The 19,550-nt window shown below is 45.9% G+C and carries 15 protein-coding genes; 7 read left to right on the top strand and 8 right to left on the bottom strand.

Annotation, left to right across the window (positions count from 1 at the left end):
* The first annotated feature begins 15 nt into the window (after positions 1–15).
* From cysM to rlmB, 7 genes are all read left to right on the top strand, one after another.
* Positions 16–918, top strand: coding sequence for a cysteine synthase CysM (cysM, locus tag DN062_RS10380; protein WP_112159267.1), 903 nt, complete (start codon positions 16–18; stop codon positions 916–918).
* 26 nt (positions 919–944) lie between these two features.
* Positions 945–3,209: a GTP diphosphokinase gene (gene relA / locus DN062_RS10385; RefSeq protein WP_112159268.1), complete on the top strand. Its 2,265-nt coding sequence runs from the start codon at positions 945–947 to the stop codon at positions 3,207–3,209.
* A complete protein-coding gene (gene mazG, locus DN062_RS10390; protein ID WP_112159269.1) occupies positions 3,210–4,028 on the top strand; it encodes a nucleoside triphosphate pyrophosphohydrolase in 819 nt (272 codons plus the stop codon).
* Positions 4,021–6,636 (top strand): phosphoenolpyruvate carboxylase, encoded by a 2,616-nt coding sequence (gene ppc, locus DN062_RS10395; RefSeq protein WP_112159270.1) that lies wholly within the window; start codon positions 4,021–4,023, stop codon positions 6,634–6,636. Before mazG ends, ppc begins: the two co-directional genes overlap by 8 nt.
* A gap of 121 nt (positions 6,637–6,757) precedes the next feature.
* Positions 6,758–7,414, top strand: coding sequence for an adenylate kinase (gene adk, locus DN062_RS10400; RefSeq protein ID WP_112159271.1), 657 nt, complete (start codon positions 6,758–6,760; stop codon positions 7,412–7,414).
* Between the two features lie 119 nt (positions 7,415–7,533).
* Complete coding sequence (locus tag DN062_RS10405) at positions 7,534–7,695, top strand: oxidoreductase-like domain-containing protein (RefSeq protein WP_193483889.1); 162 nt, start codon at positions 7,534–7,536, stop codon at positions 7,693–7,695.
* Positions 7,696–8,118: 423 nt separating this feature from the next.
* Complete coding sequence (rlmB, locus tag DN062_RS10410; protein WP_112159273.1) at positions 8,119–8,856, top strand: 23S rRNA (guanosine(2251)-2'-O)-methyltransferase RlmB; 738 nt, start codon at positions 8,119–8,121, stop codon at positions 8,854–8,856.
* A gap of 49 nt (positions 8,857–8,905) precedes the next feature.
* Here the strand turns inward: rlmB and DN062_RS10415 are convergent, their stop codons facing one another.
* The 8 genes from DN062_RS10415 to purH form a co-directional block, all read right to left on the bottom strand.
* Entirely contained in the window at positions 8,906–10,093 is a 1,188-nt protein-coding gene (locus DN062_RS10415) for an acetate/propionate family kinase (RefSeq protein WP_112159274.1), read from the bottom strand.
* 4 nt (positions 10,094–10,097) lie between these two features.
* Positions 10,098–11,060 (bottom strand): bifunctional enoyl-CoA hydratase/phosphate acetyltransferase, encoded by a 963-nt coding sequence (locus DN062_RS10420; RefSeq protein ID WP_112159275.1) that lies wholly within the window; start codon positions 11,058–11,060, stop codon positions 10,098–10,100.
* Between the two features lie 84 nt (positions 11,061–11,144).
* The gene (locus tag DN062_RS10425) at positions 11,145–11,513 is read right to left on the bottom strand and encodes a histidine triad nucleotide-binding protein (RefSeq protein ID WP_193483890.1); all 369 of its coding nucleotides are present in this window, start codon (positions 11,511–11,513) and stop codon (positions 11,145–11,147) included.
* Positions 11,514–11,553: 40 nt separating this feature from the next.
* Positions 11,554–13,083 carry a SpoVR family protein gene (locus tag DN062_RS10430; protein ID WP_112159276.1) on the bottom strand — a complete coding sequence of 510 codons (1,530 nt, stop codon included), beginning with the start codon at positions 13,081–13,083 and terminating at the stop codon, positions 11,554–11,556.
* Entirely contained in the window at positions 13,080–14,366 is a 1,287-nt protein-coding gene (locus tag DN062_RS10435; protein WP_112159277.1) for a YeaH/YhbH family protein, read from the bottom strand. The genes DN062_RS10430 and DN062_RS10435 overlap by 4 nt, the downstream gene beginning before the upstream one ends.
* A 44-nt stretch (positions 14,367–14,410) precedes the next feature.
* Positions 14,411–16,333 (bottom strand): PrkA family serine protein kinase, encoded by a 1,923-nt coding sequence (locus tag DN062_RS10440; protein WP_112159278.1) that lies wholly within the window; start codon positions 16,331–16,333, stop codon positions 14,411–14,413.
* A 302-nt stretch (positions 16,334–16,635) separates the two neighbouring features.
* Positions 16,636–17,919 (bottom strand): phosphoribosylamine--glycine ligase, encoded by a 1,284-nt coding sequence (gene purD / locus DN062_RS10445; RefSeq protein ID WP_112159279.1) that lies wholly within the window; start codon positions 17,917–17,919, stop codon positions 16,636–16,638.
* A 26-nt stretch (positions 17,920–17,945) separates the two neighbouring features.
* Entirely contained in the window at positions 17,946–19,529 is a 1,584-nt protein-coding gene (gene purH, locus DN062_RS10450; RefSeq protein ID WP_112159280.1) for a bifunctional phosphoribosylaminoimidazolecarboxamide formyltransferase/IMP cyclohydrolase, read from the bottom strand.
* Positions 19,530–19,550 lie beyond the last annotated feature (21 nt).

Raw genomic sequence — 19,550 nt, forward strand, 5'->3', positions numbered from 1 at the left:
AGTAGGGTTTAATTGATGACACAGATAACGTATCCCACCATTGCCGAATGCGTTGGCAACACGCCATTGGTTCGCCTTCAGCGTATTCAAGTCCCCAACAATAACACCCTTCTCTGTAAATTAGAGGGAAATAACCCGGCAGGCTCGGTCAAAGATCGTCCCGCATTGAGTATGATCAATCTTGCTGAGTCTAGGGGTGATATTATTCCGGGGGATGTGCTGATTGAGGCCACTTCCGGAAATACAGGTATTGCGTTAGCGATGGCAGCGGCGATCAAAGGCTATCGTTTAAAATTAATTATGCCAGCCAATATGAGCAGTGAACGTAAAGCGGCAATGACGGCTTATGGTGCAGAATTAATTGAGGTGACTAAAGAAGAAGGCATGGAGCGTGCACGAGATTTAGCGCTTGCAATGCAGGCTGCGGGCGAAGGAAAGGTCCTAGATCAGTTCTCAAATATTGATAATCCTCAGGCACACTATGTTTCGACAGGGCCTGAAATATGGCAGCAAACACAGGGCCGGGTTACCCATTTTGTCAGCTCGATGGGGACAACTGGGACAATCATGGGGGTGTCTCGTTATCTAAAAGAACAAAATCCCGCTGTGCAGATTGTTGGTTTACAACCAGCAGAGGGGGCATCCATACCTGGAATTCGTCGCTGGCCAACCGAATACCTCCCAAAAATATTTGAAAAAACACGTGTCGACCTGATACTGGATATTGCCCAGTCTGAAGCTGAGCAAATGATGAGACGAATCGCTCGGGAAGAAGGTATTTTTGCTGGGGTCTCTTCAGGAGGTTCTGTTGCAGGGGCAATTAAACTTGCTGAGCAAGTTGAGAATGCGACGATCGTGTGTATCATTTGCGATCGCGGTGATCGTTACTTGTCGACCGGCGTATTTGATTCCCATTAAGGAAACGATTAGGGAGTAGTACTTTTATGGTTAAAGTACGTGAAGAACACCCCATCAAGGAAGATGGAACAGTTGATTTAGACCTTTGGATATTACGACTGCAAAAGCAAGTTGAAATCCCAGATCCGATGCTCGTTAGGCAGGCATGTGAGCGCGTCAAAGAAGCTCGAGATGCCGTCGCTGGTGATGATGACATGTGGTCGGACAACAGTAAGGATGCGTACCTCACGGGCTTAGAAATGGCCCAGATATTAGCGGAGCTACAGCAAGATCAGGAAAGCCTTATTGCCGCGATATTGTATCGTGCAGTTCGTGAGCAAAAAATACCTATTGCTGATATTCGCAAAGAATTTGGTCAAACGATTGCAAGTTTGATTCAGGGTGTTTTACAAATGGCTGCTATCGGCAGCCGTAAAAATCCACGTCTTGAATCCAGCGTACTTGGAGATTCAGAAGGCCAGGTCGACAATCTTCGTAAAATGCTGGTGGCAATGATTGATGATGTGCGTGTCGCATTGATCAAAATTGCCGAAAGAACCTGTGCGATACGAGGCGTTAAAGATGGAAGTCGAAAAAAACGCTATTTAGTGGCCCGTGAAGTTTTTGATATTTATGCGCCATTAGCTCATCGCTTAGGGATTGGGCATATTAAATGGGAGCTAGAGGACTTATCTTTCCGCTATCTAAAGCCAAATGACTATAAACATATTGCCCGTCTTCTAGATGAAAAACGTCTGGATAGGCAATTGTTCATCAATGAAGTGGTTGAGATGCTGCGCAGCCGTTTATCAGATGCGCAAATTGATGGCCAGGTTCAAGGCCGAGCCAAGCATATTTACAGCATCTGGCGCAAAATGCAGCGCAAGAACATTGAGTTTAATCAGGTGTATGATGTGCGTGCTGTTCGTGTACTCGTGCCGGAAGTGAGAGACTGCTATACCGTTTTAGGGATCGTTCATGGACTCTGGCGCAATATCCCCCATGAATTTGATGACTATATTGCCTCACCTAAGTCAAACGGTTATCGCTCACTTCATACCGCAGTGTTTGGGCCTGAAGGAAAAGTTTTAGAAATTCAAATACGTACTTTCGAGATGCATGACGAGGCTGAGTTAGGTGTCTGTGCGCATCATCTGTATAAAGGCACAGATACCCGCGCCCGTCGCGATGGCTACGAAGAGAAAATCTCTTGGCTGCGTCAAGTGCTGGAGTGGCATGATGACCTTGGCGAAAGCGAAGGCTTACAAGATATTTTACGCGGCGATGTGACCCAAGATCGTGTGTATGTCTTCACACCGGATGGTCATGTTATTGATATGCCGTCAGGCTCGACCCCAGTTGATTTTGCATACAGAGTCCACACCCAAGTCGGGCATCGTTGTCGTGGCGCCAAAGTCAATGGTCGCATTGTGCAGTTAAACCATTGCTTGAAAACGGGCGATCAAGTTGAAATTTTGACCAGTGCTGAAGAGAGACCTCGTCGTGATTGGTTGAATATTAACCTCGGTTTTGTCACCACATCACGTGCACGAGCTAAGGTTGCTCACTGGTTTAAGCTTCAGGCGAAAGAGCAAAATGCTGAAGCCGGTCGAGAAATGGTTGAGCGTGAACTGCGCCGCTTAGCATTGGATATTAATCAACACGACCTTAAAAAAATTGCAGTGGCTGTTAATTTTAAGGCAACAGAGGATATGTTTGCTGCCTTAGGTGCGGGCGATTTGCGTCTGGCGCAAATCATTCATGAAGCGCAAAGACAGTTTGAGCCTCGTCCGGAGGAGCCTGCGGAAATTGTATCCAACTATCGTCATGCCAGTGACTCGCGTTCAGGTCAAGGTGATATACGCATTCAGGGGGTTGGGAATTTACTTACCGTGATTGCAAGTTGCTGTAAACCGGTGCCGGGCGATCCGATTGTTGGTTTTATAACCCAAGGACGCGGTGTTTCAATCCATCATGAAAATTGCAGTAATTTGTTGGCACTACGTGAAAATGAGCCTCGTCGCATTGTAACGGTAGAGTGGGATGAAGCGGGAGAAACCACTTATCCCGTTGATATTCTTATCGAAGCCTATGATCGATCAGGCCTGTTACGTGATGTTATGATGATTCTAGCCAATGAGAAGTTGAATATTTTGGCCGCCAATACCTTAACAGACAAAAGCAGCAACATAGCGCGTCTGTCAATGACGGTTGAAATATCGAGATTGGAGATGCTTGGGCGTTTAATGGATAAGCTTAACCAGCTTCCTAACGTCATTGATGTTCATCGTGAGCGTGATAGGGGTAAGTAAATGTCCTATTCTGTGAAGGATCTTTTGCATTTAATGACCCGTCTTCGGGATCCGGAAAATGGATGCCCGTGGGATCGTGAGCAGACCTACTCATCCTTAGTGAAGTATACACTTGAGGAAGTTTATGAAGTTGTTGATACTCTAGAGCGCGAGGATTGGCCTCATTTACAAGATGAGTTAGGCGATCTGCTTTTTCAAATTGTGTTTTATGCAGAAATTGCAAAAGAATCATCGCATTTTCAATTCGAGGACGTTATCCATCAACTCGTTGAAAAGCTGATTCGACGCCATCCTCATGTATTTCCAGATGGCCAACTCTATTCGTACGGAGAATTTGCAGTCGCTAAGACCCAAGAGGACGTTCAGGCTTCATGGGAAGAGATTAAACGGAAAGAACGTGCAGCTAAGTTGAGAGTGGGAGTTTTAGACGAAATTCCTCTAGCTTTACCAGCCTTGCCTCGTGCCGTAAAGCTGCAAAAACGTGCCGCTAGTGTTGGTTTTGATTGGACGGATATAGCTCCCGTTATTGATAAGATTGAAGAAGAGCTCGCTGAGCTAAAGGACGCCATTGCATCGGGTAACACTGCTGCCATTTTGGATGAAATGGGCGATTTTCTTTTTGCGCAAGTGAATTTATCCCGTCATTTGAAAGTCGATCCTGAAACGGCTCTGCGCAGTACGAACCGTAAGTTTGAAAGACGTTTTCGATTTGTTGAAACGCAGGTTGAGCAGGGGAAGGGTGATTGGCATCATTATACCTTATCGGAACTTGACCACTTTTGGAATCAAGCTAAACAAGGAGAATCCCCAAATGAGTGATCTGCATGAAGCATTACGAGATGATGTTAGAATGTTGGGTGAGAGCCTAGGCAAAACGATTGAAGCAGAGCTAGGTTCTGAGTTTTTGCAAAAAATTGAACACATACGTCAGTTAGCCAAAGAAGGCAGAAGTGCCGAGCGTCCTGAGCATCAAGAACTTCTGTTGGCCATTGGCGAACTCGAAAAGGATGAAGTGCTTCCAGTAGCTCGCGCATTCACTCAATTTTTGAATTTAGCCAATATCGCAGAAGAGCATCATCGTGTTCGCCGTCATTTAGATGCGCTAGAGCAGGACGTTCCAGATGATTTCGAAACGCTCATTGAAGAACTCATGAGCAAGGGCTTCTCACCGGAGACGATTCGAGACAGTGTGTGTTCAATGAATGTAGAACTGGTGCTAACGGCTCATCCAACCGAAGTAAATCGACGCACTTTAATTCAAAAGTACGATGGCGTATTGGATTGCCTGAGACGTTTAGATCGAGGCGAGCCCATTCAGGAACGTTTAGACCAGCTTATTGCTCAAATTTGGCATACCGATGAAATTCGAAAGCAGCGTCCAACTCCGGTTGATGAAGCAAAATGGGGATTTGCTGTAATCGAAAATTCCTTATGGACGGCAATTCCAGCTTTTTATAAACGGCTTGATCGCCAATTACAGGCTAAAACAGGCCAAGGCTTACCCTTGACTACATCCCCCGTCGTCTTTTGCTCTTGGATGGGAGGCGATAGAGACGGTAATCCGAATGTGACGGCTCGTGTTACTGAGCAAGTATTAGGTTTGTCGCAGTGGGTAGCCGCTGATTTGTACACTCGTGATGTGGATCAACTGCGTGCTGAACTATCGATGTATCGTGCAAATCCTGAGCTATTGGCGATTACAGGTGAGGTAGCTGAGCCTTATCGAGCGATACTGGGTGATCTTAGATCAAGGCTCTGTGCAACTCGTGATGCGATAAATGACCGCCTTAAGGGACGTGTGCCATCGCCTCATCCTTGTATTGAGTCGACAGAGCAATTGTTAGAGCCCTTATTAATCTGCCATCGTTCTTTATGTGAATGCGGCATGGAAAAGATTGCGGCAGGCTTGCTTGAAGATATCATTCGGCGTGTGGCGTGTTTTGGTTTGAGCTTAGTGAAACTGGACATCCGCCAGAATGCAGATCGTCATACCGCTGTATTGGATGAGATAACGCAGTTTTATGATCGTGGTACTTATTCACAATGGACTGAAGTAGAGCGCCAAGCCTTTTTAATACAGGAATTATCATCGAAACGTCCATTAATACCTAGAGCTTGGCAGCCATCTGACGAGGTTGCGGAAGTACTGAATACTTGCCGAGTTGCAGCATCGGCGGTGCCTTCTTCATTAGGCTCTTATGTTATCTCTATGGCTAGCTCGCCTTCGGATGTATTGGCCGTCATCCTGTTGTTACAAGAACATGGCATGGCTTGGAATATACCGGTTGTGCCTTTATTTGAAACCCTGTCTGACTTAGATGGAGGGCCTGATTGTATTGACGCGTTATTAAGCATTCCTTGGTATAAAGCCTACACTGAGGGCCGTCAAGAAGTCATGATCGGCTATTCTGACTCTTCAAAAGATGCAGGACAGCTAGCCGCAGCTTGGGGGCAGTACCGGGCACAAAAGTCCCTGACGGATGTCTGTCGTAAACATAGCGTGCATCTGACCTTGTTTCATGGCCGTGGAGGCACAGTTGGCCGTGGTGGTGGCCCAAGTCACACCGCAATTTTGTCGCAACCTCCTGGCTCGGTAGCCGGTACTCTGAGAGTCACCGAGCAGGGTGAGATGATTCGTTTCAAGTTCGGAATACCTGAAATCGCTATGCGAAATCTAGAGTTGTACACAGGTGCCGTTTTGAAAGCGACACTCGCCCCAGTGAACCATGCGAAACCCGAATGGAGTGAGTTGCTCGATTCCTTGGCAGCCGATGGCCTTAAGAGCTATCGAGCGGTTGTGAGAGAGGATTCTTTATTTGTTCCTTACTTTCGATCAACAACTCCGGAGCAAGAGCTGGCAAAATTGCCTCTAGGCTCGCGTCCGGCAAAGCGAAGAGCGGATGGTGGTGTAGAGAGCTTGCGTGCGATTCCATGGATTTTTGCCTGGACTCAGATACGGTTAATGCTACCAGCATGGTTAGGTTCGGATTTCGCATTGCAACGGGCGGTGGATGACGGAAAATTAGAACAGCTGCAGCAGTTGTATTTGAGTTGGCCTTTTTTCCGTTCGAATATCGATTTACTAGAAATGGTACTTGCTAAAAGCGACACCTATATTGCTGCCTATTATGAAAAACGCTTAACATCTGAAGATCTAGGTGTACTTGGTGCGAGCCTGCGTGATCGGCTTAAATCCATGCATGCTGTGGTTAAACAGGTAAAAGGGCTGTCAATGAACGAACGATTGTTATCAACGAACCCTGTGATCAGGCAGTCAATTGATGTTCGAAATCCCTATTTAGACCCGTTGCATTTTCTGCAGGCTGAGCTTTTGTATCGTGATCGAAATCAGCCTGATGAGCGTCTTGAACAAGCCTTAATGGTGACGATGGCTGGGATCTCAGCCGGAATGCGTAATACTGGCTAGTTCTAACGTCGAATTGTGAGCGGCTTAACTGAGCGTTACCCTCGGATACTATTTATTAATGCCTTGGCAGCGTTCATGTCTTGGGCGAACAGAATTACATATAATCAGGAGATAACTTTTAATGCGAATTATTCTGCTTGGCGCGCCTGGCGCGGGTAAAGGTACACAAGCTCAATACATTACTGAGAAGTTTGGTATACCTCAAATATCAACCGGTGACATGCTCCGTGCCGCCGTTAAGGCAGGAACTCCTTTGGGTGTCGAGGCAAAAAAAGTTATGGATGCCGGTGGGTTGGTATCTGACGAGATTATCATTGGACTGGTTAAAGAGCGTATTACGGAAGCCGATTGCGCTAAAGGCTTCTTATTTGATGGCTTTCCACGCACAATTCCACAAGCGGATGCTTTAAAAACGGCAGGTGTGAAGATAGATGCGGTTGTTGAGATTGACGTTGACGATGCTGAAATCATCAAACGTATGAGCGGCCGTCGTGTGCATCCAGGTTCAGGTCGTACTTACCACGTCATTTTTAATCCACCGAAAGTTGAGGGTAAAGACGACGTGACTGGAGAAGATCTGGTGCAGCGCGCTGATGATCAAGAAGAAACGGTTCGTCAACGCTTAAATGTATACCATGATCAAACAAAACCCTTGATTGATTACTATAAGGGTTGGTCAGAGCAAGAAACTGGCTCAGCGCCGAGCTATGTTTATGTTGCGGGCGTCGGAAGTGTTGAAGACATTCGCGATAAGGTATTTTCTGCCTTAGGTGTCTGATTGAGTGGATTCAAGGCTAGCGGGATCTATTGGAACCCCAGTCAACTCTTATTGAGTTAACTGGGGTTTTTAATTTTGGTAAACTTCTACTAAGAATATGTTTAAATGGGGGGATGCGCATGAGCGTGAATGATTTTGAAGACGAGCCGCAACCACCTGGCAACGATGAATGCTGTGGTGGTGGGTCCTGCTGTCCCTGTGTTTGGGATTATTACTATGAGCAACGTCGCTTGTGGAAAGAGCAGCAAGCTTCTCGTCAAACTAAGACGTTGGATGACTGAGTTTGTATTTGGTTTTCCGGTAAAAGTGTAACAAACGTTTGCCATCTAGGTGCTGTTTTATCATTCAACAGTGCTAAGGTTATGCACAGTATTTCTGTATAAGGCTGTGAATAACGCAAGGAAATCTGTGTAGTAACCCCCTCTAAAGCCCATGAATACTGGGGTTCAGTAAGTTGTACTTTTATTAGTCACTTGATGATCGCATTTTGAATATCCACATCATCATAAGGATACTTTATCTAAAGCCTGTATAAATGATTGTCTGTGTCAACTATCGCTCGCAGATGATTGCGATAAAATGGTTGTCGGAGAAAGTATTAATAGACAAGTCGGCAATCAGGCAAAGAAACGTAACTCTTGACTGTGTGACGAGCGAATGAAACTGCTAGAATAGAGTTTTATTTATCGGCAGTGGAAAACAACATGTCATTTGAGCGAGTTTTTGGTCTTCATGCAATTACAACTCTACTAGAGAGAGATTCAGGTCGAATCAAAGTATTGTTTGTGCAAGAGGGGCGAGAGGATGCACGCATTTCACCCTTATTAGAAATGGCAATTGCTCAAGGCATTTCAATTCAGAAAACAGCGCGTAAACGGTTAGATGATATGGTTGAAGGTAGCCATCAAGGTGTCATTGCGGAGTGTAAGCCTATCCAGACCTATGATGAGTCCTATTTAACGGCTCTATTGGCGAAAGCGCCGAGCAATCCACTCTTTTTGATTTTAGATGGGGTTACCGATCCGCACAACTTAGGTGCTTGTTTACGCACCGCTGAAGCGGCAGGAGTTTTAGCGGTCATTGCGCCAAGAGATAAATCAGCGCCCTTGAATGCGACGGTGAGTAAAGTCGCATGTGGAGCGGCCGAAATTGTTCCTTATATTCAAGTGACAAATTTATCTCGTACTTTGCAGTCACTGCAACAGGCGGGTGTGTGGATCACTGGAACGGCTGGGGAGGCTGAGCAAACGCTATTTGAGGCTGATTTAAAAGGGCCAATGGCACTTGTTATGGGGGCCGAGGGTAAAGGGATGCGGCGCTTGACCCGAGAGCATTGTGACCAGTTAATTAAAATCCCTATGCTGGGCAGTTTAACAAGCTTAAATGTCTCTGTGGCGACGGGAGTGTGTTTGTTTGAGGTATTACGACAACGCTGCAATTAAAGCGTTGAGTCGTCGGTACTAGCAAGCACCAGACGACTCAGGAAATGGATTAAGAGTGAACTTGATCGTGAGTATGCATCGCGATCATCATCTCTTCATCGGTTGGAATGACACGTACTTGAATCACAGACTCAGGTGTGCTGATCAAACTCTCTTGATGTGCATTGGCCGTGCTGTTCAATTTGACACCCAGCCAAGCGCATCGCTCAATGACTCGCGCACGAACATCCGCATCGTTTTCGCCAACACCACCCGTGAACACAAGTTGTTCTAGCCCACCGAGTGAAGCGGTTAAGCGGCCAACTTCTTCTGCTATGCGTAAACAGAACAAATCGATGGCTCGTTCTGCATCGGGGTGCTGTGCTTTGTGTAACTCGAGCATTTCGGAGCTAATTCCCCCCGAAACACCGTACCAACCACTTTCTTTGTACAAGAGCGCTTCGATTGCATCAAGATCCATTTGATACTCGCGCATCAAATAGAGTAGAACGCCTGGGTCGATGCTACCGCAGCGACTGCCCATAGGGAGGCCTTCAACCGCTGTAAAGCCCATACTGGAGGCAACTGATTTCTCTTGATTAATTGCGCACATGCTGGCACCTGCACCAAGGTGACAGACGATTGTTTTGAGTCTGCTAGAGTTGGAGTTGCGCAATTGTCTAACGATGTATTCGTACGACAAACCATGGAAACCATACTTCATAACACCTGCGTCACTAAGGTGTTTAGGAATGGCGTACAGGCGTTCAAGTGGATCCTGATGCGCATGAAACATGGTGTCAAAACAACCGACGGCAGGAAGCTCAGGAAGCAAGTTTTGCATGGCTCTAATTAGCATCAGGTTATAAGGCTGATGTAAGGGTGCTAAAGGGACAAAGGTATCGAGCATTTCTAACGCTTGTGCATCCACTTTAATGGGATGGCTGAAGCGATTTCCACCATGCACGATACGGTGGCCTGATGCCATGAGTTGATGATCTGGAAATTCGGATTTGAACCAACCTAAGACAAAATCCAATGCGGCTTGATGACGCTCATTGCGTGAAAAAGATTGGAAGTCAAGGGTCTGGTTATCAAGCACTTTTCCCTCTAAGGAGCTTGCACTAAAGCGGACACCCTCACCGAGAAGATTGCCAAATTTGACAATGCACAGGTTCTTTAACTCTGTCGGTTCGACTTGATAGAGGCCGCATTTGAGACTGGATGAGCCTCCATTAACGGTTAACAATGTCCGCATAGCCTTAGTTCCCTTTCGATGGATGGTAAACCATGTGTGATGCCATGGCACAGGAAGCAAGGCGTCCTAGTGTTCCCTCAGCTCGGCTTGTTAAGATGATTGGAACCTTAGCACCTACGGCGAGGCCTGCGGATTTTGCGCCTGCTAAGTAGATCAGCTGTTTCGCAATCATGTTGGCTGATTCTAAATCGGGAGCCAGTAAGATATCGGCTTCTCCAGATACTGGAGAATCAATATGTTTATCGATTGCCGCCTGCAGTGAAATGGCATTATCAAAGGCGAGCGGGCCATCTAATATCGCGCCAGTAATCTGGCCTCTATCGGCCATTTTGCATAAGGCGGCAGCATCAATGGTGCTTCGCATACCAGGTTTCACTTTTTCGACCGCCGCCAGAATAGCGACCTTAGGCTGTGCAATTCCAAGCGAATGGCAAAAGTGTATGGCATTTTGAATAATGTCGCGTTTGGTAATGAGATCTGGCGTCACATTGATGGCGGCATCGGTGATGATCAGTGGTTTGTGGTAATTAGGGACATCAAATACCCAGACATGGCTTAAACGACGATCTGTACGTATACCGGTTTGCTTATCTAAAATCGCGGCTAAGAGTTCAGAGGTTCCTAAGCTACCTTTCATGAGTGCTACGGCTTCAGCGGAGCGCACCAATGCACAAGCACGCTCAGCGGCTTCATGGCTGTGTTCTGTGCTAACAATTTCATAGGGCGATAAATCTATCTCTTCTTTTTCGGCAGCGGCACGTATTTTATGTTCAGGGCCTACAAGTAAAGGCTCAATAAGCCCTTGCTCTGCTGCCTCAATCGCACCCAATAAGCTGTTGCGGTCAACGGGATGAACCACCGCAGTGCGAATAGGCGTCGCTTGTCTAGCTTGTTCAATAAAAAATTCTAATTGATCGTGCACTGGCGGCCGCACTTTTTTTAGAGGGGCCAAGTTTAAATCAGACATGAATTGTGCTCCTTGTTGAACTACTTTATATCATACTAACATTAGTATAATGATTAATGATGCAGCGCAACAAAAAGTTAATTATTAAATGGGATCAACCTTCAAGGTTTCTTGGTAAGGTGGCCAACCCATGGGTTTTCCACCTAATAAATGTAAATGGATGTGATAAACCGTTTGTCCACCATGCGAGTTACAATTAAAAACGGTACGGTACCCTTTTTCGGCAAAACCTTCTTGCTTGGCTAATAGTGCAGCGATGCGATGCAGATGACCAACAACTTCACAGTCTTCAGGGGCAACGTCATTGAGCGTTGAAATATGCTTTTTAGGGATAATAAGGGCGTGGAAAGGGGCTTGAGGGTTAATATCCTTAAATGCCAGCGCATATTCATCTTCATAAAGACGTTCGGCAGGGATTTCATTGGCAATTATTTTACAAAATAAACAATCCATAGAGATGCTCCAATAGGTGATGTATGCAGGAGTATAGACGTCATGGGCATATGACCTCAAGCAACTCAGCAGAGGGTGGGCATTCGTAACGTTTGGTGACGGTTCCATCCGGTAAGATGGATTCCAAGCGGACATCAAAGCCCCAAAGCCTATGCAGGTGTTTCAATACTTCTTTACTCGAACTGCCAAGCGGTTGTTTATTATGCATGTAGTGGCGTAGGGTTAAGCTTCGATCACCTCTGACATTAACGTTGTAGACTTGAATATTGGGCTCGCGGTTTCCGAGGTTATATTGGCCGGCGAGGGTTTCACGTATCCGCTGGTAGCCTGTCTCATTGTGAATCGCTTTTACCTTCAGGATGGGTAAACTGGCATCATCATGTATATTAAAGAGTTTTAAGTCACGAATGAGTTTTGGTGATAAATATTGCTGTATAAAGCTTTCATCTTTGAAATTGCGCATTGCATAGTCCAAGGATGCTTGCCAGTCACTGCCCGCGAGTTGCGGAAACCACTCTCGATCTTCATCCGTTGGATTTTCGCAGATACGGCGTATATCTTGCATCATGTGATAACCCAGCGTATAGGGGTTAATTCCTGAGAAATGAGGGTGGTCAAAGGGGGGCTGATAGACAACACTCGAATGAGAGTGTAAGAACTCCATCATAAAGCCATCGTCGACTCTGCCTTCGTCGTAGAGTTGGTGTAATAGGGTATGGTGCCAGAAGCAAGCCCAGCCTTCATTCATGACTTGTGTCTGTTTTTGTGGATAAAAATACTGCGCTAATTTTCTAACAATACGAATTAATTCGCGTTGCCAAGACTCCAATAGAGGCGCATTTTTTTCAATGAAATAGAGAATATTTTCTTCTGGCTCAACGGGATAGCGTGTTTGTTGTGCGTCAGCGTGCCCTTCTTTTTTAGGAATGGTGTTCCAGAGCTCGTTTAAATGCTGTTGCATATAGGCTTCGCGTGAACGTTGGCGCTCACGCTCTTCAGCAGCGGTCAGAGGACGAGGGCGTTTATAACGATTAACGCCATAGTTCATGAGTGCATGGCAAGAATCAAGAATTGCTTCAACCTCTTCAACGCCATGGCGTTCTTCACATTCGCGTATGTAGTTTTTCGCAAATAAAAGATAGTCAATAATGGCTGAGGCATCGGTCCAGGTTCTAAATAAATAATTGCCTTTAAAAAAGGAGTTGTGTCCATAGCAGGCATGAGCGATAACAAGCGCTTGCATGCACAGCGTATTTTCCTCCATCAGATAGGCAATACAGGGGTCTGAATTAATGACAATCTCATAAGCTAAACCCATTCGCCCACGGCAATAGTTTTGCTCTGTTTCTACAAACTGTTTGCCAAATGACCAGTGGTTATAGTTGAGCGGCATGCCAATAGACGAATACGCATCCATCATTTGCTCGGATGTGATGATTTCGATCTGGTTTGGATAGGTGTCCAGGCCGAAATCTTTCGCAATACGTCCTAACTCTCTGTCAAATGCTTCGAGCAGCTCAAAGTTCCATTCAGAGCTGACCGATAATAATTTTGGAGACGAAGTGCTCATGAGTTCACCTCTGTACGCTTTTCAAAGAGTTTTCTGAAAACCGGGTAGATGTCACCGGGTTGTGTAATTTGCTGCATAGCAAATTGTTCTGAAAACTGATCTTTAATGCCTTCATATTCATACCAAAGGTTTTGATGAGGCCCCGTTGTGATCTCGACATACGCGAAATATTGAACCAGAGGAAGCAGCTTTTCTCGTAAAAGGTCGCCGCACAAACTTGAGTCGCCATCCCAGTTGTCGCCATCGGATGCTTGTGCTACATAGATATTCCATTCAGATGGCGAGTAGCGACTCTTGATGATGTCCGCCGTTAGGCTGAGCGCGCCCGAGACAATCGTACCTCCTGTTTCTCGGGAGTAAAAAAACTCTTGTTCGTCGACTTCTTTTGCTAATGTGTGGTGCCGAACAAAGACAAGTTCGATTTGTTTATAATTGCGCTGTAGGAAAAGATAGAGCAGGATAAAAAAACGCTTTGCCATATCTTTAATTGATTGTGTCATTGAGCCCGACACATCCATCACGCAGATCATGACCGCTTTACTCGACGGAATCGGAATCCTGACCAGGTTTTGGTAGCGTAAATCAAAATCGTCAATAAACGGCAGTTTTTTGACACTTTTTTCGAGCTCCAGCAACGAGGCTCTTAGAGCCTGGAGTCGCTCCGTAGTGTCGTCAGTCACGGCTTCTTTTTCCAAGGCCCAAATTTCTTTTCTAAGGGCACGAATATCATCTCGACGATTGCCAGATAGCGCAATTCTGCGTGCGTAGGCTGCCTTTAGTGATCTGACAATATGCAATTTATCCGGTGAGCCATGTGAAGAAAATCCAGCTCTTCGCGTCTCAAAACTTGTAGCATCTTTGAGCTCTTTTCGAATTAAGTTGGGTAGTTCAAGATCTTCAAACATAAAGTCGAGGAATTCATCCTGACTAATATTGAACGTGAACTCATCTTCGCCTTCGCCTTGATTACTGGCTTTCCCTTGCCCAGAACCGCCACCACCACCTTTCTCCGGGCGCTTAAACTCATCACCCTCAGAGAATTCTCTATTGCCGGGATACACACGATCAGTGATACCTCCAGGACCGTGATGAAAAATCGGTTCAGAGATATCCTTGCGAGGAATGCTGACTTTGCCTCCTCGCTCAAGATCGGTAATCGAACGATCGTTAATCGCCTGATCAACAGCTTCTTTAATGTGTTGCTTATAACGACGAAGAAACCTTTGTCGGTTTACCGTACTCTTTTTCTTGGCGTTTAGACGTCGGTCGATAATATAGCTCATACAACCAGCTCCACCCGTTGCAGCTAGGCTGAACGGGTTTCCAATTACTGAGATTTACGTACACGAATGTACCATTCTGATAACAGTCTTACTTGTTTCTCTGTGTAACCGCGTTGGATCATACGTTTTACAAACTCACTGTGTTTTTTCTGATCATCTGAGGATGCTTTTGCGTTAAATGAGATAACGGGAAGCAGGTCTTCGGTATTGGCAAACATTTTTTTCTCAATCACAGATCGCATTTTTTCATAGCTATTCCACTTCGGATTCTGGCCATTGTTATTGGCACGAGCACGCAGAACAAAGTTGACAATTTCATGGCGGAAATCTTTTGGATTGCTGATCCCCGCTGGTTTTTCTATTTTTTCGAGTTCTTCGTTGATGCTTTGTCGATCCAGAATGTCTCCTGTTTCAGGATCTCGGTACTCTTGATCTTGAATCCAGAAGTCGGCATAAGTGACATAGCGATCGAAGATGTTCTGTCCATACTCTGAGTAAGACTCTAAGTAAGCCGTTTGAATTTCTTTGCCTAAATACTCGATGTATTTAGGGGCTATATACTCTTTTAAATAGCCTAAATACCGATCTTGGATCTCTGTTGGAAATTGTTGTTGTGCAATTTCTTTTTCCAGCACGTATAACAAATGCACTGGGTTGGCGGCGATTTCAACCGGATCAAAGTTGAACACCTTAGAGAGTATCTTAAAAGCAAAACGTGTTGAGAGACCGTCCATGCCTTCATTAACGCCAGCAGAGTCTTTGTACTCTTGTAAGGATTTTGCCTTAGGATCAGTATCTTTTAGATTTTCACCATCGTAGATTCGCATTTTAGAAAAAATGCTAGAATTGTCGGGCACTTTAAGACGAGACAGAACTGTAAACTGGGCAAGCATGTTTAAGGTATCTGGCGCACAGGGCGATGCTTTTAGTGAGCTGTTCTCAAGGAGTTTGGCGTAAATATTAATTTCTTCCGTCACACGTGAGCAGTAGGGCACCTTAACAATGTAAACACGATCGATGAACGCCTCGTTGGTTTTGTTGTTTTTAAAGGTTTGCCATTCGGACTCATTCGAGTGGGCAAGAATAATACCGTCAAATGGAATTGCGCCCATTCCTTCTGTACTGTTGTAGTTACCTTCTTGAGTGGCCGTTAATAAAGGATGCAGCACCTTGATGGGTGCTTTGAACATTTCAACAAACTCCATAATCCCTTGGTTGGCACGACACAAAGCGCCAGAGAAACTATAGGCATCTGGGTCATGCTGTGGATACTCTTCAAGCTTACGAATATCGACCTTACCGACCAAGCTTGAAATGTCTTGGTTGTTCTCATCTCCGGGTTCTGTTTTAGCAAGTGCAATCTGGTTCAGAATGGAGGGATAGAGTTTTACCACTTTGAAGCGTGAAAGATCGCCCCCATATTCATGAAGACGTTTAACGGCCCAGGGTGACATGATGCCGCGCAAGTAGCGACGCGGAATACCAAAGTCTTCCTCTAACAAGGTGGCATCTTCTTCGGGATTGAATAGCCCTAAAGGCGATTCAAAGACCGGAGAGCCTTTGATGGCGTAGAAGGGGATTTTTTCCATTAGATGCTTTAAGCGTTCGGCCAGAGAGGATTTACCTCCGCCGACGGGTCCGAGTAGGTACAAAATCTGTTTCTTTTCCTCTAGCCCCTGAGCGGCATGTCGGAAGTAAGAAACAATGTTCTCGATGGCATCTTCCATTCCATAGAATTCACAAAATGCAGGGTAGCGTTTGATGACTTTGTTGGAGAAGATGCGGCTTAATCGAGGGTCTCTTGAGGTGTCAACGACTTCGGGTTCACCGATGGCTTTTAACATGCGTTCGGCCGCATTGACGTAGGTAAGCGGGTCTTCTTTACAGAGATTTAGGTACTCTTGCAGGGTCATTTCTTCCTGCAGTACCGAGGTGTAGCGAGATTTGTAGTGTTCGAAAATACTCATTGATCACCTTCCTGTCGTAGCTGAAGAACTAGCACTTTACATAGAGGAGTATATAAAGTTTAGACTCATGGATATCAGGGCTGGTTCAAGTTCTTTTCTTGAATGTGTAATTAAGTGTAGCTTATTTCCTTAAGATCATTATTCAATTTATACTTTCTTTATAAAGATAAATACGAAGATAATCAATGAAGTGATCAATGTCTTTTGGATGAGTTAGGCTGTTTGTGAAGAGGTGTGTGTCGATAGAAACCAAGCCAGTGACATAGGCACGGCTTGGTTTGAGAAGGGAGTTAAACTTTGTCTTACGATGTTTCGCGGGCTATCGCACGATAGCCAATGTCTTGGCGATAAAATGCACCATCCCAGTGTATCATTTTGGTTAAGGCATAGGCTTTCTGTTGTGCATCAAGCACGCTGTTACCCAACGCAGTGACACAAAGTACACGGCCTCCTGCAGTGACGGCTTGCCCGTTTTCGAGACGTGTTCCAGCATGGAAGACGCGACAGGATTCGGGTGTAGTATCTGGAAAAGAAATGACATCTCCTTTCCGGTAGTCTCCGGGGTAACCACCCGCCGCCATAACGACACCAACGGCACAACGATCATCCCACTCAGCCGTAACCTGATTGAGTGTTTGATCAAGTGCAGCATTACACAGGTCGACAAGACTGGATTGCAAACGCATCATAATCGGTTGCGTTTCAGGATCTCCAAAGCGACAGTTATACTCAATCACTTTGGGTGCCCCTGTAGCATCGATCATTAAGCCAGCATACAAGAATCCGGTATACGGCATGCCCTCGGCAGCCATACCTTTAACTGTTGGCATGATGATTTCGCGCATGACGCGATCATGAATTTCTGGGGTTACGACAGGAGCTGGGGAGTAAGCACCCATTCCGCCAGTATTGGGACCTGTGTCTGCATCGCCTACACGTTTATGATCCTGACTGGTTGCCATCGGCAACACATGTTCACCATCGACCATCACAATAAAAGAAGCTTCCTCGCCTTCAAGAAACTCTTCTATGACAACGCGGTGTCCGGCATCACCAAAGGCATTACCTGCAAGCATGTCTCTAACCGCTTCCTCGGCTTCCGCGAGGGTCATCGCAACAATCACGCCTTTGCCTGCCGCTAAACCGTCGGCTTTGATGACAATCGGAGCCCCTTTTTCTTGAAGGTAGGCCAGTGCAGAGTCAACAACCGTAAAGTTTTGATAATCTGCAGTTGGGATTTGATGCCGAGCCAAGAAGTCCTTAGTAAAGGCTTTTGAGCCTTCAAGTTGAGCAGCTGCAGCACTAGGACCAAAAATACGTAGGCCTTCCGCTTGAAAACGATCAACAACGCCAGCAACGAGTGGGGCTTCAGGACCAACAATCGTTAAGTCGATGGATGCGTCTTGTGCAAACGTAAGCAAGCCCTCAATGTCCAATACATCAATATTAACGTTGGACATTTTGTGTTCAGTTGCAGTGGCCGCGTTACCTGGAGCAACGAAGATCTGTGCAACACGAGAGTCTTGTGCAACTGACCAAGCCAGAGCGTGCTCGCGTCCACCCGAGCCGATAATCAAAATGTTCATTGCTTGTTCCTATAAATGAATGCCCATTAGTGACGGAAGTGACGCATGCCAGTAAAGACCATCGCCATGCCGTGTTCGTTTGCAGCATCAATCACTTCCTGATCACGCATTGATCCACCTGGCTGAATAACCGCAGTAATTCCTGCCTCGGCTGCAGAATCGATACCGTCTCGGAAAGGGAAAAAGGCATCTGATGCCATGACCGATCCCTTGACTTCTAACCCTTCGTCTGCGGCTTTGATAGCGGCGATGCGAGCTGAGTAGACGCGGCTCATTTGTCCGGCACCAATGCCGATGGTTTGGCCATCACGTGCGTAAACAATCGCATTGGATTTGACAAACTTAGCCACTTCCCAGCAAAAGAGTAAATCACGGATTTCTTGCTCGCTGGGTTGACGCTTAGTAACGATCTTAAGCTGTGAGGCGTCGATCATACCTAAGTCTCGGTCTTGGATAAGTAAACCACCATTGACCCGTTTGTAATCTAAGGATTTTGAAGGTTGTGAATCCCATTGTCCGCATTCGAGTAAGCGAACATTGGGTTTGGCTGCCACAATTTCAGAAGCTTCTTGTGTCACAGAAGGTGCAATAATAACTTCGACAAACTGACGATCAACAATTGCTTGTGCGGTTTTTCCATCCAGTTCACGGTTGAAGGCGATGATACCTCCAAAAGCCGAGGTGGGATCTGTTAAAAATGCTCGATTATAGGCATCCAAAAGGTTCTCGCCAATGGCAACACCACAAGGATTGGCATGCTTTACAATGACACAAGCAGGATCGCGGAAAGGCTTGACACATTCTAGAGCAGCATCTGTGTCAGCAACATTGTTGTAAGAAAGTGCTTTGCCTTGTACCTGCCTTGCGGTGGCAACAGAGGGTTCAGACGGATTGGCTTCAACATAGAATGCGGCTTTCTGGTGAGGGTTCTCACCGTAACGCATTTCCTGAGCTTTGATAAATTGCGTATTGAATGTGCGCGGAAAGGCCGATGGGAGCTCTTCATCACCTTCTATAATGGCACCAAGATAATTGGCAATCATTCCATCATAAGCAGCTGTATGCTCAAAGGCTTTGACGGCGAGGTCGAAGCGAGTTTTATGAGATAAGCCTTTATTTTCATCCAGTTCTTGGATAATAACGTCATAGTCAGATGCGTTAACAACAATCGCAACATCTTTATGATTTTTAGCCGCTGAACGCACCATAGTAGGGCCGCCGATATCGATATTTTCGATGGCCATGGCAAGGTCACAGTCTGGGCGAGCAATGGTTTGAGCAAAGGGATAAAGGTTGACAATGACCATGTCAATTGCCGAAATGTTATGTTCTTGCATAATGGCATCATCCTGACCTCTACGGCCGAGGATACCACCATGAATTTTAGGGTGCAGGGTTTTGACACGACCATCCATCATCTCTGGAAAGCCTGTGTAGTCAGAGACTTCAACTGCACTAATTTGGTTATCAAGTAAGAGTTTGTAAGTCCCACCCGTTGATAAAATTTCAACACCACGCTCAGTTAAGGCGCGTGCAAAGTCAAGGATTCCGGTTTTATCGGATACACTGATCAGTGCACGACGCACTGGGGTGATAGTTTGCTCAGACATAAGGGGTTCCGGCCAGCAATT

Origin of the sequence: Nitrincola tibetensis (genome assembly GCF_003284585.1) — a bacterium.
GTDB lineage: Bacteria > Pseudomonadota > Gammaproteobacteria > Pseudomonadales > Balneatricaceae > Nitrincola > Nitrincola tibetensis.